The sequence below is a fragment of the Polymorphobacter megasporae genome (assembly GCF_018982885.2).
Classification (GTDB): Bacteria; Pseudomonadota; Alphaproteobacteria; order Sphingomonadales; family Sphingomonadaceae; genus Polymorphobacter_B; species Polymorphobacter_B megasporae.
Genome location: NZ_CP081848.1, coordinates 2,468,477 through 2,490,783, shown reverse-complemented (window position 1 = coordinate 2,490,783; position 22,307 = coordinate 2,468,477). Strand labels below are relative to the sequence as shown.

The 22,307-nt window shown below is 67.3% G+C and carries 28 protein-coding genes; 18 read left to right on the top strand and 10 right to left on the bottom strand.

Annotated elements, in window-relative coordinates; all coding sequences use genetic code 11:
• The first annotated feature begins 61 nt into the window (after window positions 1-61).
• Window positions 62-892 carry an ABC transporter permease gene (locus KTC28_RS11700; RefSeq protein ID WP_216710945.1) on the top strand — a complete coding sequence of 277 codons (831 nt, stop codon included), beginning with the start codon at window positions 62-64 and terminating at the stop codon, window positions 890-892.
• Here KTC28_RS11700 and KTC28_RS11695 read toward each other — a convergent pair.
• The 6 genes from KTC28_RS11695 to KTC28_RS11670 form a co-directional block, all read right to left on the bottom strand.
• Window positions 889-1,839 (bottom strand): hypothetical protein, encoded by a 951-nt coding sequence (locus KTC28_RS11695; RefSeq protein ID WP_216710944.1) that lies wholly within the window; start codon window positions 1,837-1,839, stop codon window positions 889-891. The two genes, KTC28_RS11700 and KTC28_RS11695, sit on opposite strands and share 4 nt — an antisense overlap.
• On the bottom strand, window positions 1,836-2,525 hold the full coding sequence (locus KTC28_RS11690) for a lysophospholipid acyltransferase family protein (protein WP_216710943.1): 690 nt from the start codon (window positions 2,523-2,525) through the stop codon (window positions 1,836-1,838). Before KTC28_RS11690 ends, KTC28_RS11695 begins: the two co-directional genes overlap by 4 nt.
• Entirely contained in the window at window positions 2,522-3,145 is a 624-nt protein-coding gene (locus tag KTC28_RS11685) for a YdcF family protein (RefSeq protein ID WP_255601964.1), read from the bottom strand. Before KTC28_RS11685 ends, KTC28_RS11690 begins: the two co-directional genes overlap by 4 nt.
• The gene (mltG, locus tag KTC28_RS11680; RefSeq protein ID WP_255601963.1) at window positions 3,142-4,119 is read right to left on the bottom strand and encodes an endolytic transglycosylase MltG; all 978 of its coding nucleotides are present in this window, start codon (window positions 4,117-4,119) and stop codon (window positions 3,142-3,144) included. Before mltG ends, KTC28_RS11685 begins: the two co-directional genes overlap by 4 nt.
• A gap of 4 nt (window positions 4,120-4,123) precedes the next feature.
• On the bottom strand, window positions 4,124-5,383 hold the full coding sequence (gene fabF / locus KTC28_RS11675) for a beta-ketoacyl-ACP synthase II (protein WP_216710942.1): 1,260 nt from the start codon (window positions 5,381-5,383) through the stop codon (window positions 4,124-4,126).
• A gap of 126 nt (window positions 5,384-5,509) precedes the next feature.
• Entirely contained in the window at window positions 5,510-5,749 is a 240-nt protein-coding gene (locus KTC28_RS11670; protein ID WP_174272757.1) for an acyl carrier protein, read from the bottom strand.
• Between the two features lie 249 nt (window positions 5,750-5,998).
• On the opposite strand from KTC28_RS11670, the gene KTC28_RS11665 reads away from it, so the two are divergent.
• A complete protein-coding gene (locus KTC28_RS11665; RefSeq protein ID WP_216710941.1) occupies window positions 5,999-6,352 on the top strand; it encodes an endonuclease domain-containing protein in 354 nt (117 codons plus the stop codon).
• A 73-nt stretch (window positions 6,353-6,425) separates the two neighbouring features.
• Here the strand turns inward: KTC28_RS11665 and fabG are convergent, their stop codons facing one another.
• The gene (gene fabG, locus KTC28_RS11660) at window positions 6,426-7,160 is read right to left on the bottom strand and encodes a 3-oxoacyl-ACP reductase FabG (RefSeq protein WP_216710940.1); all 735 of its coding nucleotides are present in this window, start codon (window positions 7,158-7,160) and stop codon (window positions 6,426-6,428) included.
• 165 nt (window positions 7,161-7,325) lie between these two features.
• On the bottom strand, window positions 7,326-8,216 hold the full coding sequence (locus tag KTC28_RS11655; protein ID WP_216710960.1) for an ACP S-malonyltransferase: 891 nt from the start codon (window positions 8,214-8,216) through the stop codon (window positions 7,326-7,328).
• Window positions 8,217-8,460: 244 nt separating this feature from the next.
• Here KTC28_RS11655 and KTC28_RS11650 point away from each other — a divergent pair, with 244 nt between their 5' ends.
• The 5 genes from KTC28_RS11650 to KTC28_RS11630 all read left to right on the top strand — a co-directional run bounded on the left by KTC28_RS11650 (window position 8,461) and on the right by KTC28_RS11630 (window position 11,896).
• Complete coding sequence (locus KTC28_RS11650) at window positions 8,461-9,561, top strand: tetratricopeptide repeat protein (protein ID WP_216710939.1); 1,101 nt, start codon at window positions 8,461-8,463, stop codon at window positions 9,559-9,561.
• Window positions 9,562-9,708: 147 nt separating this feature from the next.
• Window positions 9,709-10,218 carry a 30S ribosomal protein S6 gene (rpsF, locus tag KTC28_RS11645; protein WP_216710938.1) on the top strand — a complete coding sequence of 170 codons (510 nt, stop codon included), beginning with the start codon at window positions 9,709-9,711 and terminating at the stop codon, window positions 10,216-10,218.
• 15 nt (window positions 10,219-10,233) lie between these two features.
• Complete coding sequence (gene rpsR / locus KTC28_RS11640; RefSeq protein ID WP_216710937.1) at window positions 10,234-10,458, top strand: 30S ribosomal protein S18; 225 nt, start codon at window positions 10,234-10,236, stop codon at window positions 10,456-10,458.
• A gap of 13 nt (window positions 10,459-10,471) precedes the next feature.
• Entirely contained in the window at window positions 10,472-11,074 is a 603-nt protein-coding gene (rplI, locus tag KTC28_RS11635; RefSeq protein WP_216710936.1) for a 50S ribosomal protein L9, read from the top strand.
• 18 nt (window positions 11,075-11,092) lie between these two features.
• Window positions 11,093-11,896, top strand: a complete 804-nt coding sequence (locus KTC28_RS11630) for an energy transducer TonB (protein WP_216710935.1) — start codon at window positions 11,093-11,095, stop codon at window positions 11,894-11,896.
• A gap of 42 nt (window positions 11,897-11,938) precedes the next feature.
• Here KTC28_RS11630 and KTC28_RS11625 read toward each other — a convergent pair whose 3' ends face one another.
• Window positions 11,939-12,124 (bottom strand): hypothetical protein, encoded by a 186-nt coding sequence (locus KTC28_RS11625; protein ID WP_216710934.1) that lies wholly within the window; start codon window positions 12,122-12,124, stop codon window positions 11,939-11,941.
• 163 nt (window positions 12,125-12,287) lie between these two features.
• Between KTC28_RS11625 and KTC28_RS11620 the strand changes: the two genes are divergently transcribed.
• From KTC28_RS11620 to KTC28_RS11570, 11 genes are read left to right on the top strand one after another with little or no spacing between them, the layout of a single operon-like run.
• Window positions 12,288-13,058 carry a hypothetical protein gene (locus KTC28_RS11620; RefSeq protein WP_216710933.1) on the top strand — a complete coding sequence of 257 codons (771 nt, stop codon included), beginning with the start codon at window positions 12,288-12,290 and terminating at the stop codon, window positions 13,056-13,058.
• A 35-nt stretch (window positions 13,059-13,093) separates the two neighbouring features.
• A complete protein-coding gene (locus KTC28_RS11615) occupies window positions 13,094-14,437 on the top strand; it encodes a replication-associated recombination protein A (RefSeq protein ID WP_216710932.1) in 1,344 nt (447 codons plus the stop codon).
• Between the two features lie 11 nt (window positions 14,438-14,448).
• Window positions 14,449-15,015, top strand: a complete 567-nt coding sequence (locus tag KTC28_RS11610; protein ID WP_216710931.1) for a YbhB/YbcL family Raf kinase inhibitor-like protein — start codon at window positions 14,449-14,451, stop codon at window positions 15,013-15,015.
• 37 nt (window positions 15,016-15,052) lie between these two features.
• The gene (locus tag KTC28_RS23290; protein WP_216710930.1) at window positions 15,053-15,142 is read left to right on the top strand and encodes a DUF433 domain-containing protein; all 90 of its coding nucleotides are present in this window, start codon (window positions 15,053-15,055) and stop codon (window positions 15,140-15,142) included.
• A gap of 3 nt (window positions 15,143-15,145) precedes the next feature.
• Window positions 15,146-15,352, top strand: coding sequence for a hypothetical protein (locus tag KTC28_RS11600; protein ID WP_216710929.1), 207 nt, complete (start codon window positions 15,146-15,148; stop codon window positions 15,350-15,352).
• Window positions 15,349-16,173 carry a hypothetical protein gene (locus tag KTC28_RS11595; protein WP_216710928.1) on the top strand — a complete coding sequence of 275 codons (825 nt, stop codon included), beginning with the start codon at window positions 15,349-15,351 and terminating at the stop codon, window positions 16,171-16,173. The genes KTC28_RS11600 and KTC28_RS11595 overlap by 4 nt, the downstream gene beginning before the upstream one ends.
• 49 nt (window positions 16,174-16,222) lie before the next feature.
• Complete coding sequence (crcB, locus tag KTC28_RS11590; protein ID WP_216710959.1) at window positions 16,223-16,591, top strand: fluoride efflux transporter CrcB; 369 nt, start codon at window positions 16,223-16,225, stop codon at window positions 16,589-16,591.
• Window positions 16,588-17,688: an RluA family pseudouridine synthase gene (locus KTC28_RS11585; protein WP_216710927.1), complete on the top strand. Its 1,101-nt coding sequence runs from the start codon at window positions 16,588-16,590 to the stop codon at window positions 17,686-17,688. The genes crcB and KTC28_RS11585 overlap by 4 nt, the downstream gene beginning before the upstream one ends.
• Before the next feature lies 1 nt (window position 17,689).
• Complete coding sequence (locus tag KTC28_RS11580; RefSeq protein WP_255601962.1) at window positions 17,690-18,343, top strand: HAD-IA family hydrolase; 654 nt, start codon at window positions 17,690-17,692, stop codon at window positions 18,341-18,343.
• On the top strand, window positions 18,340-19,065 hold the full coding sequence (locus tag KTC28_RS11575) for an ATP12 family chaperone protein (protein WP_216710925.1): 726 nt from the start codon (window positions 18,340-18,342) through the stop codon (window positions 19,063-19,065). Before KTC28_RS11580 ends, KTC28_RS11575 begins: the two co-directional genes overlap by 4 nt.
• Window positions 19,059-20,585 (top strand): acyl-CoA carboxylase subunit beta, encoded by a 1,527-nt coding sequence (locus KTC28_RS11570; protein ID WP_216710924.1) that lies wholly within the window; start codon window positions 19,059-19,061, stop codon window positions 20,583-20,585. The genes KTC28_RS11575 and KTC28_RS11570 overlap by 7 nt, the downstream gene beginning before the upstream one ends.
• Window positions 20,586-20,763: 178 nt before the next feature.
• Here KTC28_RS11570 and KTC28_RS11565 read toward each other — a convergent pair whose 3' ends face one another.
• Window positions 20,764-22,272, bottom strand: coding sequence for a glycosyltransferase family 39 protein (locus tag KTC28_RS11565; RefSeq protein WP_216710923.1), 1,509 nt, complete (start codon window positions 22,270-22,272; stop codon window positions 20,764-20,766).
• Window positions 22,273-22,307: the final 35 nt, after the last annotated feature.

Here is a 22,307-nt window from a genome sequence, read left to right as displayed (position 1 = left end):
AAACGCGGGTGAGCAGTCGGTCCACCTTGCAGCGGATAGGGCCCGCGCGCTAAAGCGAGCCATGCTCGATAAAACCACCTTGCCGGGAGTCGCCCGCGAACCCGGCGTGACCGTAATTCCGGGAGTCAACTGGCAGGGCCTGCAGACCCTCTATCTGAAGGAAGTTCGCCGGTTTTTCAAGGTCCAGCTCCAGACGGTGTGGGCTCCGGCGATCACGACGCTGCTTTTCCTCGTCATTTTCGCGCTCGCACTCGGCCGGGGGCGGACCAATGTGATGGGTGTGCCGTACGCCGACTTCCTCGGCCCCGGGCTGATCGTCATGGGGATGATCCAGAACAGCTTCGCCAACACGTCGTCGTCGCTGCTGATCGCCAAGATCCAGGGGACGATCGTCGACGTTCTGATGCCGCCTTTGTCGTCGAGCGAGCTGCTCGTCGCGTGGGTCGGCGGGGCGGTGACGCGGGCGTGGCTGGTCGGGAGCGCGATCTATGTGATCATGCTCATCGCGCCGGGCGTCGACGTGCCGATCAACAACTTGGCCGTCGTGCTGTACTTCGGGACGATGGGCGCGGTGATGCTGGCGCTGCTCGGGATCCTCACCGGTGTCTGGGCCGACAAGTTCGACCATGCTGCGGCGGTGACCAACTTCGTCGTCCAGCCGCTGACATTGCTGTCGGGGACGTTCTACGCGATCGACCGGGTGTCGCCGGTGATGCGGACGCTGAGCCACGCCAACCCGTTCTTCTACATCATCGACGGCTTCCGCTACGGCTTCCTCGGCGTGTCCGACGGGCTCGCCGCGCAGGGTGCGGTGGTGTTGCTGGTGGTCGACGTCGCGCTATGGATCCTCGCCTTCCGGCTGCTCAAGTCGGGCTGGCGGCTCAAGAACTAACGCAGCAGCGGGCACGGTGGGAGCTGGGCGCGGACCGCGGTCGGCGCGCCCGGCGGCGGAGCGCCGACGGTGAACGCCCCCGGCACGCCGCCGAACGCCAGCCGCACCGGGTTGCGCAGCCGCTGCTCGGCGGGCGCGCGGCTCGCGGCGAAAGCGGCGGCGACGCTCGCCGGGCACACCGTCGTGATCGTGCCGGTCAGGCGGATCGTCCCCTCCGCCGGAACCCCGCTCGCGGTCATTGCCAGCACCTCGCCGCTCGCATCGGCGAGAGTCAGTGAATGCACCTCGACCGTGCCCCCCGCCGCCCAGCCCGCATAATCGCGCAGCCGCGACGTCGCGGTGACCCCGAAGTCGGCGGCAAGCGTCAGCGGTGCCCCCTGCCCGATACGCACGCCGGTCCCGGAAAGCACGACCTGCGCCTGTTGCGGCGGGGTCGCCGACCAGGCCTCGTTCGACCGTGCGCGGGTCTCGCGGAGATGGACTTCGAAACTGTTGGCGGTGACCGGCGCGGCGAACAGCGCGGTCGTCGCGCGGGCGGCGGCGAAAACGTTCGACTGGCGAACGATCACCCCGGCGGCGATGTGGAGGCTCGACACCGCCGACGTGGCGGTTAAGTGCGCGGCGACGTCGCGCAGCGCGGGGATGGCGACATCGATCTCGGGGCTGGCGGTGCGGATTACGGTAAGGTCGCGCTGCCACGGGCCGCGGTTGACGATCGCGCTCGCTGCCCGCAGCGAGGTCTTGACCGCTCCACCGAAGGTGATCGCGGGTGCTGCGACGTTGCCCTCCATCCGGTACGGGAAGCCACCGATGCTGATCGTCGCCCCAGGCACCACCGCCGCGACATCGGCGCGGAGGTTGTCACGCCACCCCGACCAATAATGCCAATAGACCGCGCCGCCGAGCGCGAGCGGGACGATCGTCAGCCACAGGGGTACGCGTTTCATGCCGGGTTCAACGCGTTGATCGCGGTGTGGACCCGAGCCTCGATCACGGGGCGATCGAGCCCGGCGGGGATGGCCTCGCCGACGACGAAGGTGACGACCCCGGCGTGCTTGACGAAGCCCTTCGGCCAGCAGCGCCCCGAATCACACGCGATCGGGACCAGCGGCAGCTTAAGCGCGCGGTACAAGCCCGCGAGCCCGGCGCGGAGTTCGGGCGCGGTGCCGACCGCGGTCCGCGTGCCCTCGGGGAAGATCAGGACCGGGCGGTCGGCCGACTTCGCCGCGTTCCCGGCCTTTAACATCGCCCGCAGCGCAGTTGCTGCCCCGGCGCGGTCGACCGGAATAACGCCGTGCGCGCGCGCCGCCGCGCCCCACGCCGGGATGCCGAGAAGCTCGGCTTTGAGCACCACTGCGGGTCGCTTGAACAGCCAGAGAATCATGATCGTCTCGTAGTTCGACTGATGCTTGAGCGCGACGAGCGCCGCGTGGTTGGGCACTGTGCCGACGATCCGCCAGCGGATGCCGAGCAGCCAGCGCGTCGTCAGCGCGAACCAGCCAGCCCAGATGCGCGCCACGGTGATCACCGCGGCAGGGGCAATGAAGCCGACGAGCATGGCGGTCACGACGATCGGCACCGAGCCGACGTAGAAGACCAACGCGAAGACGCTCGACCGGAGCAGCGCGATCATGCCGCCCCCAACGCGAGCGCGGCGCGGCGGAGGAGGTATTTGTTGAACTCGCGCGCGATGCCGACCGGACTGCCGCCGGCGACGCCGTCCTCGACGATCCGCACCGACGACGGCAGGTTGAGCGCGAGTTCGAGCCGAGCCCGCCGCATATGCGCCGACGACGTCACCAGCCGTAGCGAGCGAAAGCCGTGCCGTCCGACCCACGCCGTCGTCTCGACCGCATTCGACCTTGTATCGACTGCCTGGTAGCCGAGATCGACGAGGCCCGCGAAGCGCTTCGCCGGCGCGTCGACCGAGGCCGCGAGCGCCGCGCGGCTGACGCCCTCGCCGACGCCCGAAACGAGCATGCGCTTCGCGCTCCCCGCGGCGAGCACCGCAGCTCCGCGCGCCAGCCGCCCGGGGCCGCCGGTGAGGACGACGACGGCGTCGGTCGGCTCGTCGATCGGCGCAAGGCCGGGCCGCGTCGCGACGAACCAGACGAAGCCGCCGAAATAGAGGAGGAGGCCGAAGCCGGCGACGCGGGCGACGCCGCCCGCGATCCGCCGCGCTGGCGATCGGGCAGGCGCGGCGCGCGGACGGCGTGGCGCGCCCGGCCGCGGCTTGCGGCGCGTCTGGCTCACATCTCGCCGCGCGCGCGGCGGATCGCGAACCACTTGGCGACATTGGCGTTCTGTTCGGCGAGCGTCGTCGCGAAGACGTGTCCGCCCTTGCCATCGGCAACGAAGTACAGCGCCTTGGTCGCCGCCGGATCGAGCACCGCGGCGATCGATGCGCGCCCCGGGTTGGCGATCGGCCCCTTCGGCAGGCCGGGCTTGAGATAGGTGTTGTAGCCGGTGTCGCGGTTGAGCTCCGACCGCAGGATCCGCCGCCCGAGCGGCTTGCCCTGCGTGATCGGATAGATCACCGTCGGGTCGGCATCGAGCTTCATCCCTGTCCGCAAGCGGTTCGAATAGACCCCGGCGACGAGCCGCCGCTCGGCGGGCACCCCGGTCTCCTTTTCGACGATCGACGCGAGGGTGATCGCCTCGGCGGGCGTCTTGACAACCGATGCCGGGGTCCGCGCCTTCCACAGCTTCGCCAGCTCGTCCGCCATCGCCGTTTGCATATGCTTGACCGCAGCAGCGCGGGTCGAACCGACCTGGAAGTCGTAGGTGTCGGGCAGGATCGACCCCTCGACGGGAATCTCGACCGGCCCGGTGAGCTTGGCGTTCGCCAGCAGCCGGTCGTGAACCAGCACCGACGGCATTCCTTCGGGGATCGTCACGCGCAGCGCGATGACGTCGCCGCGCTGCATCTGGCGCAGATAATCGCCCCAGCCGATCCCCTCGACGAAGCGATAGGTCCCGGCGCGGATCGGCTCGGGCTTGCCGAACATCCGCGCCAGCAGGCGGAACTGCCCCTCCGACGTGATCACGTCGGCATCGGTCAGCCGCGAAGCCGCCCCGGTAAGGGTCGTGCCGGCAGGGATAACCACGTCGCGGGTGGTTGTCCCGTGCTTGCCCCAGCTCCACCACGGCGCGACGAACAGCGGCAGCCCGATGACGAGCAGCAGGACCACGAAGGCCTGCGCCGCACGTGTTCCCCGGCTGCTCACCGCGTCATACCGAGCGGAGAACGAGCGTCGCGTTGGTCCCGCCGAAGCCGAAGCTGTTGTTGAGGACCGCGCGGATCCGTCGCGGCTTAGCGACGTGCGGGACGAGGTCGAAGCCCTCGCAGCCCGGCGATGGATTGTCGAGATTGAGCGTCGGCGGTGCGATCTGGTCGCGCATCGCCAGCGCGCAGAAGATGCTCTCGACCGCCCCAGCCCCGCCGAGCAGATGGCCGATCGCTGACTTGGTCGACGAGATGCTGACCGTCTCGATCGCACTGCCGAACGCACGGCGGACCGCGCCGAGCTCGATTTCGTCGGCCATCGTCGAGGTGCCGTGGGCGTTGATATAGTCGATGTCCGACGGGTTGAGCCCGGCCCGTTTGAGCGCCATCTGCATCGAGCGGAACGCCCCCGACCCTTCGGGCTGCGGCGCGGTGACGTGGAACGCGTCGCCGGTCAGGCCGTAGCCGATGACCTCGGCATAGATCGTCGCGCCACGCGCCTTCGCCCGCTCGTATTCTTCGAGGCAGACGATGCCAGCTCCCTCGCCCATGACGAAGCCGTCGCGGTCGATGTCGTACGGGCGGCTCGCGCGGGTCGGCTCGTCGTTGAAGTGGGTCGCCAGCGCCTTCGCCTGGCTGAACCCGGCGATGCCGAGCGGGCAGATCGCCCCCTCCGACCCGCCCGCGAGCATGACGTCGGCGTCGTCGAGCGCGATCAGCCGCGCCGCATCGCCGATCGCATGCGCGCCGGTCGAGCAGGCGGTGACGACGGCGTGGTTCGGCCCCATCAGCCCGTATTTGATGCTGACCTGCCCCGAGATCAGGTTGATCAACCGCCCGTGAACGAAGTGCGGCGAGACCCGGCGCGGGCCCTTTTCGTGGAGGACGATCGATTCCTTTTCGATCCCGGGAAGCCCGCCGATGCCCGAGCCGATCATGCAGCCGGCGCGGTAGCGCTCCTCCTCGGTCATGTCGGTCAGCCCGGCATCCTCGAGCGCCTGGCCGGCGGCGTCGATGCCGAAGATGATGAACGGATCGACCTGGCGGAGGACCTTGTGGTCGATCCGCTTGGTCTGGTCGAAGGTATCGCCGGTGCCGTCGCCGTGCTTGACTTCCATCGCGATCTGGCACGCGTAGTCGGTCGCGTCGAAGCGCGTAATCCGCCCCGCGCCCGACTTCGACGCGAGGATATTCGCCCAGACGGTCTCGACGTTGGCCCCGAGCGGGGTAACCATGCCGACGCCGGTAATCACGACACGACGCATCGTGTTCCTCCCCAAACTAATATGCCCCTCGTGCTGATCGGCATTCCCGGGGCCTCTACGCAAAACGGCCCTCCGCCACTGCGGAGAGCCGTCGCGCGGGCCACTCTCGGCCTGATCAACCGGTCCTCACGCCTTGGCATGCGTCTCGATGAAGCCGATCGCATCCTTGACGGTCAGGATCTTCTCGGCGGCGTCATCGGGGATTTCGACGCCGAATTCCTCCTCGAACGCCATGACGAGTTCGACCGTGTCGAGGCTGTCGGCCCCGAGATCGTCGATAAAGCTGGCATCCTCGGTAACCTTGTCGGCCTCGACACCAAGATGCTCGACGACGATCTTCTTAACGCGGTCGGCAACATCGGTCATGGGATACCCTCTCCAATTGGCGTGGCGTTCAGCCTTGGCGATTGCGATAGCCGCGCAAGAGCAGGCTGACAAGACTTCCATCACGCGCGTCCGACTTCCCTCTCCCGCTTGCGGGAGAGGGCGAGAGACGCGCCTTCAGGCGCGGCCCGGGGTGAGGGTGTCCATCCAAACGAACACATCGGCCGAGTGAGCCGCCGCCTGACGGTGCCGCCGCTGGCCCGATCGCCGTCATGCAACTAACGTCCCCCCATGTCCCGCGTCCGTCGCACCATCAGCCCCCACGCTGCGTCACTTCGTGCCGCGTCGACCGACGCCGAAGCCGCCCTTTGGACCGAACTCCGCGATCGCCGTTTCATTGGCTGGAAGTTCCGGCGGCAACACAGCATCGGGCCGTACATCGCCGACTTCGCCTGCATCGCCGCCCGGCTCGTGATCGAACTTGACGGCAGCCAGCATGCCAGTGCGGTGGCGTACGACGAGCAGCGAACGGCGTTGCTCACGGCTGAAGGATGGCATGTCGTTCGCTTCTGGAACGCCGAGGTTTTTACCAAGCTCGATCATGTGCTGGCGACGGTCGAGCACGAGTTGCGCGCCCGGGGCTAGAGACACCCTCACCCCGGGCCGCGCCTACGGGCGCGTCTCTCGCCCTCTCCCGCAAGCGGGAGAGGGAAGTAGGTCAGAGCATCGCCATCCCGCCGTTGACGTGAAGCGTGGCCCCCGTGACATAACCGGCCTCACGCGACCCTAGATACGCGACCGCCGCGGCGACATCGGCCCCCGCCCCCAGCCGCCCCGCGGGGATGCGCGTCGTCAGCGCGGCAGTCTGTGCCTCGCTCAGCGCCTCGGTCATCGGCGAGGCGATGAACCCCGGGGCGACGCAGTTCACCGTGATGCCGCGCCTCGCGACTTCCTGCGCCAGCGCCTTCGACATCGCGGTCAGCGCGCCCTTCGACGCGGCATAGTTCATCTGCCCGGGGTTGCCGGTGTGGCCGACGACCGACGTGATCGTGACGATGCGGCCGAAGCGCGCCTTCATCATCGGGCGGCAGGCGGCGCGGCACAGGCGGAAGGCGGCCTCGACGTTGACCCGCATTACGGTGTCCCACTCGTCGTCTTTCATCCGCATCGCGAGGTTGTCGCGGGTGACGCCGGCGTTGTTGACGAGGATATCGAGCGAGCCCAGCGCCTTGACCGCGTCGGGCACCAGCGCATCGACCGCCGCCGCGTCGCCAAGGTCGCACGGCAGGACGACCGCGCCGGTCAGCTCGGCGGCGAGCGCCTCGAGCGGCCCGACCCGCGTTCCCGACAGCGCCAGCCGCGCCCCCTGCGCCGCCAGCGTGCGGGCGATCGCCGAGCCGATACCGCCGCTCGCGCCGGTCACCAGCGCCGTCATGCCCGTAAGGTCGAACATTCTACTTCCCCTCAATGTACCAGACGGGCCCAATCCGGGGTGTCCCAATCCGAGTGCTCGAAATCGTAAGTCCACACGAAGAGCAGTTTTTCACTGTGGGCCTATCCGAACAACTTCAACGACTTGAGCCCGACGGAAGTCCACGCCACGCTATCGCCGTATCGGTTAAAGTCTCTTCGCGACCATTTCTATACCCGCTGTGTCGGCCGCGCTCTCGGCGGTGGCATCGGGGGTGATCCGCTTGACCATCGGCGTGAGAACTTTCGCGCCCACCTCGACGAAGTTGGTCACGCCTGCGCCGGTCATCATCAGGATGCTTTCGCGCCACCGCACCCGACCGGTGACCTGCGCGACGAGGCCGCTGCGGACGCTGTCGGGAGCCGCCACCGTGTCCGCCGTGACGTTCGACACCAGCGGGACGAACGGCGCAGCGAGCGCGACATCGGCGAGCGCGACACGCATCGCCTCGGCGGCGGGGGCCATCAGCGAGCAGTGGAACGGCGCCGACACCGGCAGCAGGACCGAATGCCGCGATCCCATCGTCTTGGCGATCGTGATCGCCCGCGCCACCGCCTCAGTGTGTCCCGACACGACGACCTGCCCGGGAGCATTGTCGTTGGCGACTTCGCAAACTTCGCCTTGGGCAGCTTCGGCAGCGGCCTGCATGCACTTGTCGAGATCGAGCCCGATCAGCACCGCCATCGCACCGACGCCGACCGGAACCGCCGCCTGCATCGCCTGCCCGCGCAGCCGCAGCAACCGCGCGGTGTCGGCGAGGGTGAGTGCACCGGCAGCGCAGAGCGCGCTATATTCGCCGAGGCTGTGCCCGGCGACGAACGCGGCCTTGTCGGCGACGCTGATCCCGCCTTCGGCTTCGAGGACGCGCAACACCGCGATCGACAGCGCCATGATCGCCGGCTGGGCGTTCTCGGTCAGCGTCAATTCGGTCAGCGAGCCGTCGAACATAAGTCGCGACAGATGCTGCCCGAGCGCCGAATCGACCTCCTCGAACACCGCCCGCGCGGCCGGACTCGCGGCGGCAAGCGCCTTGCCCATGCCCGCCGACTGGCTCCCCTGCCCCGGAAAAACGAATGCACGCGTCAACGATATTTCCTTTTTTGCGCGGAAGACGGTGCGATTAGGCGGTTGCGGGGGCGGGCGCAATTCCGCGCCATTAGCCTTTGCGCCTTGCGCATGATTGGATAAGGTCGCCCTGCCCGGCACGGGTGGCGATGTTCATCGCCCGTCTACGCGACCGGGTTCAGATTCACGACATAGCGCCGAACCATGAGGGAATGACATGAAGTTGCTGAAACTTTTTTCGACCGTCGCCGCGCTCGCGCTGATGCCAGTGGTTGCCGCCCCCGCGATGGCGGCGGTGTCGAAGGCGGTCGGGACCGCGCTCAACCAGGCGGCGAAGTCGAGCGGCGCGGCTGCGATCAACGCGATCAACACCGCCAAGGCCGCCGCCAAGACCCCCGAGGAGCGGACCAAGGTCGCGCAGATGGCAGCGTACGTTTACACCAAGGCCGGGCAATACGGTAAGGCCGCCGACGAGCTTCAGGCCGGTGGCGCCGCGACGCCGAAGCAGCTCGCTTCGCTCTATTATAACGCCGGGAATTACACGAAGGCGGTGACCTACGCCAAGCAGGCGGGCGGCGACGACATGCAGGTGCTCATGGCGCAGGCGGCGATCAAACAGGGCCATTATGCCGAGGCCGTGACGTCGTACAACAAGCTGATCGCGTCGAACGGGCCGAAGCCGCTGTACCTCGAGAACCTTGCCGGCGCGCAGTATAAGTCGGGCGACAAGAAGGGCTATCTGGCGACGACCGAGAAGCTCGTCCGCAGCGATCCGAGCCCGGCCCGCTGGAAGACCCTCCTCGTAGAGCAGCAGAAGAACCAGATGCAGCCCGAGGCGAAGCTCGCGCTGTTCGAGCTGATGGACGCCACCGGCAACCTGACGCGTCCCGAGGATATCCAGGAATACGCCAAGCTCGCGATCGTCAACAACCAGCCCGGCGTTGCGCAGGCGGTCCTGACCAAGGCCGGCGGCACCCTCGGCTCCGACCCGATGACCGCGAAGCTCGCGCAGGCCGCGGCGCAGCGCGCGCAGGCCGCTGGCGCAAACGCCGCCAAGCTCGCCGCCGACCCGGCGACCGCGAACGTCGCGGGCGGCGCATACTTCGGTCTCGGCCAGTATCCGGCGGCGGCGGCAGCCTATGCCAAGTCGGCCGCGGCGGGTGGCCCCTATGTCGACCGCGCCAAGGTCTTCCAGGGCATCTCGCAGCTCAAGGCAGGCAACGCCGCGGCGGCGAAAGCGACCTTCGCCAGCGTCGGCGAGGGCGGCATGAAGGACATCGCCGACCTGTGGAAGCTGTACGCGTCGACAAAGGGCTGACGCGCTTGCGTTTTGCGTGACAGTCCGTCATACGGCGTCACCGACGTGCGGCCGGGGGCAACCCCGGCCGTTCGCCGTTTCAGCAGCCAGCCGGAGAGGCGTCGCACAGCGCGGCGTCGACGATCGGCCATAGGAGAACACCAACACATGCCGATGTACGAGCATGTCTTCCTCGCGCGTCAGGACCTGGCCAATGCCCAGGTCGATGCGATGAGCGAAGCCTTCACCAAGATCATCACCGATCACGACGGTCGCGTCGCGAAGAACGAATATTGGGGCCTCCGCTCCCTCGCCTACCGGATCAAGAAGAACCGCAAGGCGCATTATGTCATGTTCAACATCGACGCCCCCGCGGCGGCGATCACCGAGCTCGAGCGCCAGGTCGGACTGAGCGAGGACATCCTCCGCTTCATGACCGTCCGCGTCGACGAGATGGAAGAAGGCCCGTCGGCGATGATGCGCCGCAACGAGAGCCGTGAGCGCGACCGCGAGAGCCGTGACGGCGACCGCCCGCGCGGCGACCGGCCCGACCGTGGCGATCGCGGCGACCGTCCGCGCAGCGGCGGTTTCGGCGGTGAGCGCGGCGGCGGCGGCGGCTTCGGCGGCGGCGGTGGTGGCGGCGATCGTGGCGGCGGCTTCCGCCCGCGCGCGGCTTAAAGGGAGTATCACACTATGGGTCGTCCCTTTTTCCGCCGTCGCAAGTCGTGCCCCTTCTCGGGTCCGAATGCCCCCGTCATCGATTACAAGGACGTGCGCCTGTTGCAGGGCTTCGTCTCCGAGCGTGGCAAGATCGTGCCGAGCCGGATCACCGCCGTCAGCGGCAAGAAGCAGCGCGAGCTGGCCCAGGCGATCAAGCGCGCCCGCCACATCGGCCTGCTGCCGTTCCTCGTGAAGTAGGGATCAGATACTCATGGATGTGATCCTTCTCGAGCGCGTCGAAAAGCTCGGCAACATCGGCGACGTCGTCAATGTGAAGCCCGGTTTCGCCCGCAACTTCCTCCTCCCCAACAACAAGGCGCTCCGTGCGTCCGAAGCGAACAAGAAGCGCTTCGAGGCGAACCGCGCGCACATCGAGGCCGAGAACGCCGGCCGTCGCGACATCGCGATGGAGGAATCGAAGTCGATCGATGGCAAGTCGATCATCCTCATCCGCCAGGCGTCGAACACCGGCCAGCTTTATGGTTCGGTCGCCACCCGCGACCTCGCCGAAGCGCTGACCGCCGACGGCGCGCACGTCACGCGCAACCAGGTCGTTCTCGACAAGCCGATCAAGGCGCTCGGCGTCTACTCGGTCAAGATCTCGCTCCACCCCGAGGTCTCGGTGACGGTCACGGTCAACATCGCCCGTTCGCCCGAAGAGGCCGAGCTTCAGGCGAAGGGCGTCAACGTCTCGGCCGACATGTTCGAGCGCGACAACGCCGGCTTCACCGAAGCCTTCGACCCGAACGCCGAGCCCGGCACTCTGCCGAGCGACATGGCGGATGCGCCGTCTGAGGCTCCCGCCGAAGACTGATCATGAGGTATCGGCCGCATGATCACGTTCATCCTCGCGCTAGCGTCCGCGGTCGCCATTGGACCGCGGCCGCTTGCGGCGATGACCGTCGGTGAGGACGACTATCCGAAGGCCGCGTTGCGGCTAGGTCGGGAAGCTCGCGTCGTCTTTCATCTCAAGGTGGACACCGATGGTGTTCCGCACAACTGCACAATACCAGAACCGGGCGACGCCGAGCTCGATGCACAAACGTGCGAACTAGCTCTCGCCCGGCTTCGCTTTGCGCCCGGTCATTCAAGCGCGGGAGTCGCGGTAGAAGTTGAAACGATCGGCGCAGTCCGCTGGTCGATCAATGCCCATACCCCGCTGAATGATCTTACCGATATCGTCACGATGACATTGGCTGGCGATGGCACAATCGAAAAATGTGCGGGTCAATCGAACGGTGTCGACAAGATCTTGCCGATAACTGACTGTCGGCGAAATATCGGCAACCATATCTTCCAGCTCACCGGCGACGATCCAGCAAGCGATGCGACAATTACCCTAGTTACAACCCGGCAGGTCGGCAGTCTCGTTGCGCCATCTATGGCACAACTTGGCAAGCTTCGGACAAGTCTGGGTGTGGTCTGGACAGTGAACCCCAACGGATCGGTCAGCGATTGCGTTGTTGTCGAGAATAATGTGAACGGACGCGCTATCGACGATCCGTGCAGTTCATTCGAAGAGCTTCTCAGCGCACCTTATGAGGCCGTGGAGGCTGGCAAGCTGCGCAACGTTAGCTTCGGCACCTATGTTCTCGTCCAGCCCCGCGTGCCCGACGCGGACGAACCGCGCCCCTGATCGAGTGAATTTTGATCGAGGGGCGCGAGTACATTGTGCAGATTACTCCTCGACTTCGTCCATCTCTTCGGCATCCTCATCAAGATGCGCGTCGATTGCTTCGACAAGCAGGTCGAGCTGATCGTACGTCGCGGTCATCTCGATCGTCTCGCCGGCGTCGTCCTCGATGTGGAGAAGGTAATCATCGCCCGATTCGGTGATGGTGAAATGGGCCAGGGTGCGTGCCATGTCGTGGACCTTTCGTGGTAAATACCGCAGCAGCAACGCCCGGATCATCGTCTCGTATGCGTGACAAATTGACTGGTGCCGGTCACAGTCCGTCGCGGACCTGTCACCTCGACCGGTTAGGGTCCGCGTCGGGGACGCCAGCCCCCGGAATGGGGAGCCGCAGATGCCGCCACGCGAACATTCCGCCGCCTCGCCGTCGGGGGTCAACATCAGCGGCACGATCGGCAACGCGCTGCTGATGCACGCCCGCGAGCGCGCGGTACACTTCTTCATGTTCATCTTCGCGCTCGATGCGCTGTGCCGCCGCGTTGGGGTGGTCAATCCGGCGGTGAAGATCGCCGCCGCCGACGCGTTCAGGGTCGCCGCGACGCACCAGGTCGATAGCGGCTTCCGCTCGAAGGACCCGGTCCACTGGGGCTTCGACGAGGACGATCCCAAGGTCGTGCTCAACAGTTCGACGTCGTGCCGCAACACCGACGCCGCGCATTTCTGCAATCTCGGCCTCGAAGCGGTCGCATGGGCGCGGCTTGCGGCTGGGCACGGCGGCGACATCCACGCCTTCGACCTGATCGAGATGGTCAAACGGCTTGCGGGCAATACCAAGCAGATGCCGCAGCGGATCAACATCGGCCCTGATCGGGTGATCGACGTCCTCCACGGCGAGCTTGCGGGGGTGTTCCTCAGTGCCGGAAAGCCGGTGGTGTCGCGTGCCAACCTCAACGCCTATCTGGCTGCGGCGACCGCCGCGATGTCGGACTACAAGGCCGAGCAGCTTCGCCTCAAGCGCCTCGGGTTGGCCGCATGCTGCGACGTCTATCTCGACGTCTACGCAAATGGCGGCGACGATATCTGGATGACTCTGACCGGCTATGTCTGGGCCGAATGCGGTGCCCGCCGCGACGCGCTTGCCGTCGCCGATTATCTCGACTGGTAGTCGCCGCCGGGGCCCGCCGCCGCTATATCCCGTCGATGGACCTGTTCGCCGCCGACCCTCCCCACGCCGCGCCGGTTGCCGCCGGAGCCAGCCCGCTCGCCGAACGCCTGCGCCCGCGCACCCTCGCCGACGTCGTCGGACAGGAGCATTTGACCGGCCCGGCGGGGGCGATCGGGCGGATGGTGGCGGCGGGCAAGCTTGCCTCGCTCGTCCTGTGGGGGCCTCCCGGGACGGGCAAGACAACGATCGCGCGGCTGCTGGCCGACGCGGTTGGCATGCGCTTCGTCGGGATTTCAGCGGTCTTCGCCGGGGTCGCCGACCTCAAGAAACTGTTCGCCGAGGCGAAGACCGCCGCCCGCGCCGGGCAGCAGACCTTGTTGTTCGTCGACGAGATACACCGCTTCAATCGCTCGCAGCAGGACGGCTTCCTGCCCTATGTCGAGGACGGCACCGTCGTCCTCGTCGGCGCGACGACTGAGAACCCGAGCTTCGAGTTGAACGCCGCGCTGCTGAGCCGCGCGCAGGTACTGATCGTCCGCCGCCTCGACACCGCCGCGCTCGACACGCTGCTCGCGCGCGCCGAGGCGGTCGAGGACAAGCCGCTGCCGCTGACGCCCGAGGCGCGCGAGGCGCTCGTCGCTTCGGCCGACGGCGACGGGCGCTTCCTGCTCAACCAGGCCGAGACGCTGTTCTCGATCGCGGTCGAGGCCCCGCTCGCCCCCGAGGGCTTGCGCGATCTGCTCCACCGCCGCGTCGCGGTCTACGACAAGGATCGCGACGGGCACTACAACCTGATTTCGGCGCTGCACAAGGCGCTGCGCGGGTCCGACCCCGACGCCGCGCTTTACTATCTGTCGCGGATGCTGACCGCGGGCGAGGAGCCGCTCTACCTCCTCCGCCGCATGGTCCGCTTCGCCAGCGAGGACATCGGGCTGGCGGATTCCAACGCGCTGGTGGTGACGCTCGCGGCGAAGGACAGCTACGAGTTCCTCGGCTCGCCCGAGGGTGAGCTGGCGATCGCGCACGCCTGCCTCTACCTCGCGACCGCGCCGAAATCGAACGCGGCGTATGTCGCGCACAAGGCGGCGACGCGGAGCGCGAAGGAAACCGGGTCGCTCGTGCCGCCGGCGAATATCCTCAACGCGCCGACCAAGCTGATGAAAAACCTCGGTTACGGCAAGGATTATGCCTACGACCACGATGCCGAAGGCGGGTTTTCGGGATCGAACTATTGGCCCGACGAAATGCGCCCGCAGCGCTTCTACCGCCCGACAGACCGCGGCCACGAGAAGCGGATCGCCGAGCGCCTCGATCACTGGGCGACGCTTCGCCGCGCGCAACCGGCGGCAGCTCCGGGGGTTGACGAGCCGAACGACTGAAAGGCTTGCCAGTGCTCGAGAACGTCCCCGCCGCGATCGGCCATCTTCTCGAGGGCGTCCGCCCCGGGCTCGACAAGACCGTCTATTACGACGCGCGGCTGACGCGGGTCGAACACGCGATCGCGGTGACCAGCCCGGCGTTCACCGACGGGGCCGTCCTCCCCGCGCGCTTTACCGCCGATGGCGAGGGCGTCTCGCCGCCGCTGGCGTGGAGCGACGTGCCCGTTGGCGCGGCAGCGGTGTTGATCATCGTCGAGGACGCCGATTCGCCGACACCCGCCCCGCTCGTCCACATGATCGTCCATCACCTGCCCGGCAGCAACGGCGCGATCGCCGAAGGCGCGGTGTCGAGCGAGCCGCCGTCGGTCGCGACCGGGCGCAATTCGTACCTCAAGACCGGCTGGCTGCCATGCGACCCGCCGACCGGCCACGGCGAGCACCGCTACGTCTTCCAGGTCTTCGCCCTCGACACCGTCCCCGACCTGGGCGAGCACCCGGGGCGGAGCGCGGTCGAGGAGGCGCTCGTCGATCACACCATCGCCAAGGGCGTGTTGATAGGGATGTACGAGCGCGCGTGAGTGGCGGGCGCGGGGTGGTTGCGCTATATCGAGGCGCATGAACCCGCGCATCAGCTCCAATCCGAACGTGTGCGATGGCAAGCCGTGCATTGCGGGAACGCGCTTTCGGGTCATCGATGCACTTTAATATGTGGCCGGAGGCGACTCGATCGACACGCTCGTTGCTGAGTTCTCGTTCCTGACGCACGAAGACTTCGAGGTCGCTGACGCTGCCGAGCATAACATGAAGGCTGAGAACGCGTGCAGCGTGGCGGCTATCACAGTGCTGGTAACGAACAACCTGAGCCATATCGAAGCCGAGATTGCTCGCGGCGCACGGCTCGTCGTCGTCGATTGACCTTCGACCGCTTCGTCGCGATCGACTGGACCGGCGCGGTCGGCGAGCGGCACCGAGCGATCGCGGTCGCCATCGCCGACACCGGTACCGCCGCGCCGAAACTGCTCACCCGCGACCGGGCATGGTCGCGCGCCGAGGTGTTCGACCTCATCGCCGGATTCAGCGCGCGCGACGAGCGCACCCTCATCGGTATCGACGCTTCGTTCGCCCTTCCCTTCACCGACTCCGCCGCCTTCTTCCCCGGCGACCCCTCCCCGCCCGACGCGCGGTCGCTGTGGGCGGAGGTCGCCGCGATCGCCGCTGACGATCCGTTTCACGCCGCGCACGCCTATATCGCGCACCGCCGCCGCCATTTCTGGACCGGTGTTGCCGACGGCCCGCGCGCCGACCGCGCCCGGCTGCGCGTCGTCGAGCGGCGCAAGGGATCGCCAGCGTCGTGCTTCGTCCTGCTCGGCGCGTCGCAATGCGGCAAGGCGAGCCTGTCGGCGATGCGGCTGCTCGCTAAAACGCCGGTGCCGGTGTGGCCGTTCGACCCGCTCCCCGCGACCGGACCGGTCCTCGCCGAAATCTATTGTGCAGTGTTCGCCGCCGCCGCCGGGGTGCGCGGCAAGATCCGCGACCGGGCGACACTCGACGCCGCGCTCGCCCGGCTCGGCAGCGCACCGACGCAAGACCTTCCCTACACCTTCGCCGACCATATCGGCGACGCTCTCATCTCCGCTGCGGGCATGCGTGCCGCCGCCGTCGACCCCGCAGTCTGGCACCCTGCCGGGCTCGACCAAGTCTGCCACACCGAGGGCTGGACATTCGGCGTGGCGTGAAAGCGCGTGACGCTCTAAAGACGGCGGCAGTATGAACGCGCTCCTTGCCCTGCCCCCGCTCGTCCTCGTCATGTCGGGAGGCGCGATCGGTGCCGCCCTGCGCTACCTCGTCGGCCTCTGGGCGTACCAGAACCTCGGCGCGGGGCTGCCGTTCGGCACCTGGGCGGTCAACATCATCGGCGGGCTGGCGATGGGGCTGCTCGCCGGAAGCTTAAGCCGGACGAACAGCGGCGAGCCGCTGCGGCTACTCCTCGGCGTCGGCGTCCTCGGCGGCTTCACCACCTTCTCGGCGTTCAGCCTCGAAACGTTCAACATGATCGTCCGCGGCGACGGGCTGCTCGCGGCGGCGTACGCCGTATCGTCGGTCGCGGGGAGCATAGTCGCGCTCTATGCCGGCGTCATGCTGGCACGGGCATGAGCGCCGATCGTAACTTCATTGTCGAACCCGACGACGCCGATATCCGCCTCGACCGCTGGTTCAAGCGGCACATGGCCGATGTCAGCTTCAACGTTGTCTCGCGCTGGGCGCGGACCGGCGTGCTCAAGCTCGACGGCAAGAAGGCCGACCCCGGCGACCGCATCGCCGCCGGGCAGACGATCACGATGCCCCCGCCCGAGGCAGTGCCGGTGTCGACCGCGCCGGGCGAGGCGCCGCGCCGCCCGCTGAGCCAGGCCGAGATCGAATACGCGCAGAGCCTCGTCATCCACCGCGACAAGGCGGCGATCGTCATCAACAAGCCCCCGGGCCTCGCGACGCAGGGCGGGACCGGCACAACGACGCACGTCGACGGACTGCTCGATGCGCTGAGCTTCGGCTTCCCCAACCGCCCCAAGCTCGTCCACCGGCTCGACAAGGATACCAGCGGCGTCCTCCTGCTCGCGCGGACGGCACGCGCGGCGGCGTTCTTCTCGAAGGCGTTTTCGGGGCGGACCGCGCGCAAGGTCTATTGGGCGCTCAACATCGGCCTGCCCGAGCCCGATGCGGGCGAGATCGACGCGGCATTGTCGAAACAGCCCGGCAGCGGCGGCGAGAAGATGCACGTCGACCCCGACGCCGGGCAGAACGCCAAGACGCGCTACCGCGTCCTCGACCACGCCGCGAACCAGGCCGCATGGATCGAATTCCAGCCGCTGACCGGCCGCACCCATCAGATCCGCGTCCACGCCACCGCGATTGGCCACCCGATCGTCGGCGACGCCAAATACGGCGGCAAGGACGCGTTCCTGACCGGCGGCATCAGCCGCAAGATGCACCTCCACGCGCGGCGACTGATCGTCGAGCATCCCGACGGCGGCACCCTCGACATCGCCGCCGACCTGCCGCCGCACATGGTCGACAGCTTTGCGATGCTCGGTTTCGACATGGAGCTCGGCGACGTTCCGCTCGACGAGGTCCGCTATGTCGACACGCCCGAAGGCAAGGCCAAAGCCGACGCCGCCGCTGCCAAGTCGCGCCGCAAGGCGCGTAAGGGCGAGCGGCAACGCGGCGGCGAACGGCGCTCGCGCGGCACTTAGCGTGACCCGCCTCGCCGTATTCGATTGCGACGGGACGCTCGTCGACAGCCAGGTCAATATCATCCGGGCGATGACCGAGAGCTTCGCGCGCGTCGGGGTAGCCGCACCCGATCCGCACCGCATCCGTCAGGTCGTCGGGCTCAGCCTGTTCGAGACGATGGCGACGCTGCTGCCCAACGCCGAAGTCGACCTGCAGACCCGCCTCGCCGACGAGTATCGCAACGCCTACCACCGGCTCCGTGCCGAAGGCTCGCTCGTCGTCGAGCCGCTGTATCCCGGCATCCGCGACGGCCTCGTCGAACTAGCCGACCGCGGCTGCCTGCTCGGCGTCGCCACCGGTAAATCGGATCGCGGGCTCGCGCTGATCCTCGCGCACCACGATATCGCGCACCATTTCGTCACCCTCCAGACCGCCGACCGCCACCCGTCGAAGCCGCATCCGGCGATGCTAGAGCTGGCGATGGCGCAGGCCGGAGCCGAGCCTGCCGACACGGTGATGATCGGCGACACCAGCTTCGACATGCTCATGGGGATCGCCGCCGGGGCGCGCGCGATCGGCGTCGACTGGGGCTATCATGCTCCCGACGAACTCACCGCCGCCGGGGCCGAGACCGTCGTCGGCGACATGCCCGCGCTGCTCGCGCTGCTCGCATGAAGCGCTTCTATACCACGGCAAGCGCGCAGGCGCTCGACGGCGGCTGGACCGTCGCGCTCGATGGCCGTGCGATCCGTACCCCGGCGAAGGCCGCATTCGTCGTGCCGACCCCTGCGCTTGCCGCCGCCGCCGCCGCTGAATGGGCCGCGCAAGGCGAGGTTCTCGACCCGCGCCAGATGCCGCTGACCGGCTTCGCTTATGCCGCGATTGACCGCGTCGCCCCCGACCGGACCGCCTTTGCCGCCGACCTTGCGCGCTTCGCCGAGACCGAACTCCTCTGCTACCGCGCCGACGAGCCGCCGCCGCTTGTCGCCCGGCAGGCGGCGGTTTGGGACCCCCTGCTCGCGTGGGCGGCGGCGCGTTACGATGTCGGCTTCACCGTGACGTCGGGGATCATCCACACCCTCCAGCCGCCCGCGACGATGGCGCGGATCGGTGCCGCGTTCGCCGCGCTCGACGCGTTTCGACTCGCGGCGCTCCATCCGATCGTGACGATCTGCGGGTCGGCGCTGATCGGGCTTGCGGTCAGCGAGCACCACCTCACCGCCGCCGAAGCCTTCGCCGCCGGGCAGCTCGACGAGCTGTGGCAGGCCGAAAAATGGGGCATCGACCCGCTCGCCGCCGCGAGCCTTGCGGCGCGGCGTGCGGCGGTCGACACTGCGGTCGATTTTCTTAACCTGATCGAACAGCCGGTGACCATGCAAGAGGGAGCAACATGCTGAAAGCCCTGGTCGAACTCGAACGGCGGCGCGATGCGGCGCGCGCGGGCGGCGGTCCGGCGCGGGTCGCGGCGCAGCACGCCAAGGGCCGCCTGACCGCGCGCGAACGGCTCGACATCCTGCTCGACCCCGGCAGCTTCGAGGAACTCGACATGTACGTCGAGCACAACAGCACCGACTTCGGCATGGAGAAGCAAAAGATTCCCGGCGATGGCGTCGTCACCGGCAGCGGAACGATCAGCGGGCGGCTGGTGTTCGTCTTCAGCCAGGACTTCACCGTCTTCGGCGGCAGCCTGTCCGAGCGCCATGCGCAGAAGATCTGCAAGATCATGGACATGGCGATGAAGGTCGGTGCGCCGGTGATCGGACTCAACGACTCAGGCGGCGCGCGCATCCAGGAGGGCGTTGCCAGCCTCGGCGGCTATGCCGAGGTGTTCCAACGCAACGTTCTGGCGTCGGGCGTCATCCCGCAGATCAGCCTGATCATGGGGCCGTGCGCGGGCGGCGCGGTCTACAGCCCGGCGATGACCGACTTCATCTTCATGGTGAAGGACTCGAGCTACATGTTCGTCACCGGGCCCGACGTGGTCAAGACGGTGACCAACGAAGTCGTGACGCAGGAGGAATTGGGCGGCGCGGTGACGCACACGACGCGCTCGGGGGTCGCCGATCTTGCGCTCGAGGACGACGTCGAGGCGCTGCTCCGCACCCGGACCTTCTTCGACTACCTCCCGCTCGACAACCGCAGCGGCGTCCCGTTTCGCCCCTCAGCCGACGACCCCGACCGGATCGAGCCGAGCCTAGACACGCTCGTCCCGGCGTCCGCCGCGCAGCCGTACGACATGCACGAATTGATCCGGAAGGTCGCCGACGAGGGCGAATTCTTCGAGCTCCAGCCCGCGCACGCCGCAAACATCATCATCGGCCTCGCCCGGATCGAAGGGTCGACCGTCGGCATCGTGGCGAATCAGCCGACCGTGCTGGCGGGCTGCCTCGACATCGCCGCGTCGAAGAAGGCCGGGCGCTTCGTCCGCTTCTGCGACGCGTTCAATATCCCGCTGGTCACCTTCGTCGACGTCCCCGGCTTCCTCCCCGGCGTCGCGCAGGAGCATAACGGCATCATCAAGAACGGTGCCAAACTGCTGTTCGCCTATGCCGAAGCGACCGTCCCCAAGATCACCGTCATCACCCGCAAGGCGTATGGCGGGGCGTACGACGTCATGGCGTCGAAGCACCTCCGCGGGGACCTCAACTACGCATGGCCGACCGCCGAAATCGCGGTGATGGGCGCGAAGGGCGCAGTCGAGATCATCTTCCGCGGCAAGTCGAAGGACGAGATCGCCGAACGCACCGCCGAGTATGAAGCCCGCTTCGCCAACCCATTCGTCGCGGCGAGCATGGGCTTCATCGACGAGGTCATCATGCCGCATTCGACCCGTCGGCGGATCGCGTTGGGGTTGCGCAAGCTGAAGACGAAGAAGCTCGAAAACCCGTGGAAGAAGCACGATAATATTCCACTGTAGAGCGCAGCAGCAGGCGACAGATCACGCTCTCGTACCAGCGAGGTATCGAGGCAACGACCAGTGCCGATCGACCGATGCAGCCCCGCAGACTGGTTGCGACTGAGACGGGAAGGCGCGTTGCACCTCTCCATCGCCCACCAAGCTGACTGCTAATTGTGAAGCTCGCCGGAACGACGCGCTACGGCGTGAGGAAGATATACGCCGCTCCGCCGCCGTCCTTCCGCCCGGGAAGAGAAAGCGTCAATAATACGATCTTCCGGTGAAGCGACTTCACCAGCCCGGCGCGGACGGCTTCGGCAGTGTGGCTATCGTTCAGGTAATGCGCACCCCACGCCACGACCCGGCACGACGGATTGAGGACGGCACGCCCGGCGATCGCATCTTTGAGGTAGAGCGGGACGAGGCCGACATCCTGGAGGTAATAGCCATACTCAAAGGCGCCGTGACGCTCGGCGTCGACGGGGCTATTATAGACGCCGTCGGTAATTACATACGCGATCGCCTGGCCCCGGCAGCCAGGTTGCGAGTCGATCCAGCGCGCGCTTTCGCGGAACGGTGTGCGAACCGGCACGGAGCGCGCCCTGACGCCCCCGATCGAGACGAGGGCGAGGACTGCGACCACGATCGATGCCGCGATGCGGCCGACGGTGCCAAGCCGCGCAACACCGAGGTCGAACAAGAACGCTTCCGCTCCCCAGATGAATGGCGAGCAGACGAGCAAATTACGCGAGGTAAAGTTCGGTGTCAGGATCATCGAACTCGAAATTCCAGCGATGACGACCAAGGGGACCACCAGCAGGCACAGGTATCGCCCGTCGATCGTCACGGGCTGACGCCGGGAACGATCGCGCATGATGACCGCCGCGGCGCTGGCGACGCAGACGAGCACGATCGCAATCATCGGCTTGTTCGAAAGCGAGGCCTGCCAGCTCGTCCGCAATTCGTCCCGGTACCAGCCCGTGGTGTTGCCGATCCAGCTGTGTTCGAGCGAGAACACCGTATGCGCACGAATGACGAAGTGGATATAGGCAAACCAAGCAGCCGTGATCGACCCGCCGATCAGGACGAACACCCAGCGCAGCCGGGCACACAGCACGAATAATGAAGCGAGCGTCGCGAGGGCGACGAACAACATATACGGGTGAACGCAAGACCCTAACGCCATCGACAGCACCAATGCCGCCAGCGTCCAGCCGACGGGCCGCCCGTCGCGCTCGCGCGCCACGAGAGCGAGCGCAGCACCGTAAACCGCAGTGGCGATCAGCAGGCAGAGGCCGTACGAACGCGCATTCTGGGTCTGGTTGACCCAGAACCACGACGACACCGCTATCGTCATCGCGACCAGTCGCGCAGGTATCGAGTAGGTCTTCCGGGTGACATAATAGAATAAGGGAATCGCGGTGACGCCGAGTATTGCGCTGAATGCCCGAAGGACAACCGGCGAGCGCCCGAATATCTCGGTGACCAAAAACGCGCTCATGTAATAGAGCGGCGGATGAATATCGCTTTGGGCGCGGGCGAGTGCTGCGGCGGCGCTGTGGTCGTCGCCGACAACCCAGAAAGTGAACAGCTCGTCGGCCCACAGGCTGCTCACGTTCAAGCCGATAAACGCGCCGGCCAGACCAACCGCGACGGCGGCAGCGAGCGCGGCGCTCAGGAAGTATTCCGGCCCCGGTATCTTCCCCATCGCCCCGCCCATCAATTATCGCCAAGACAACAGAT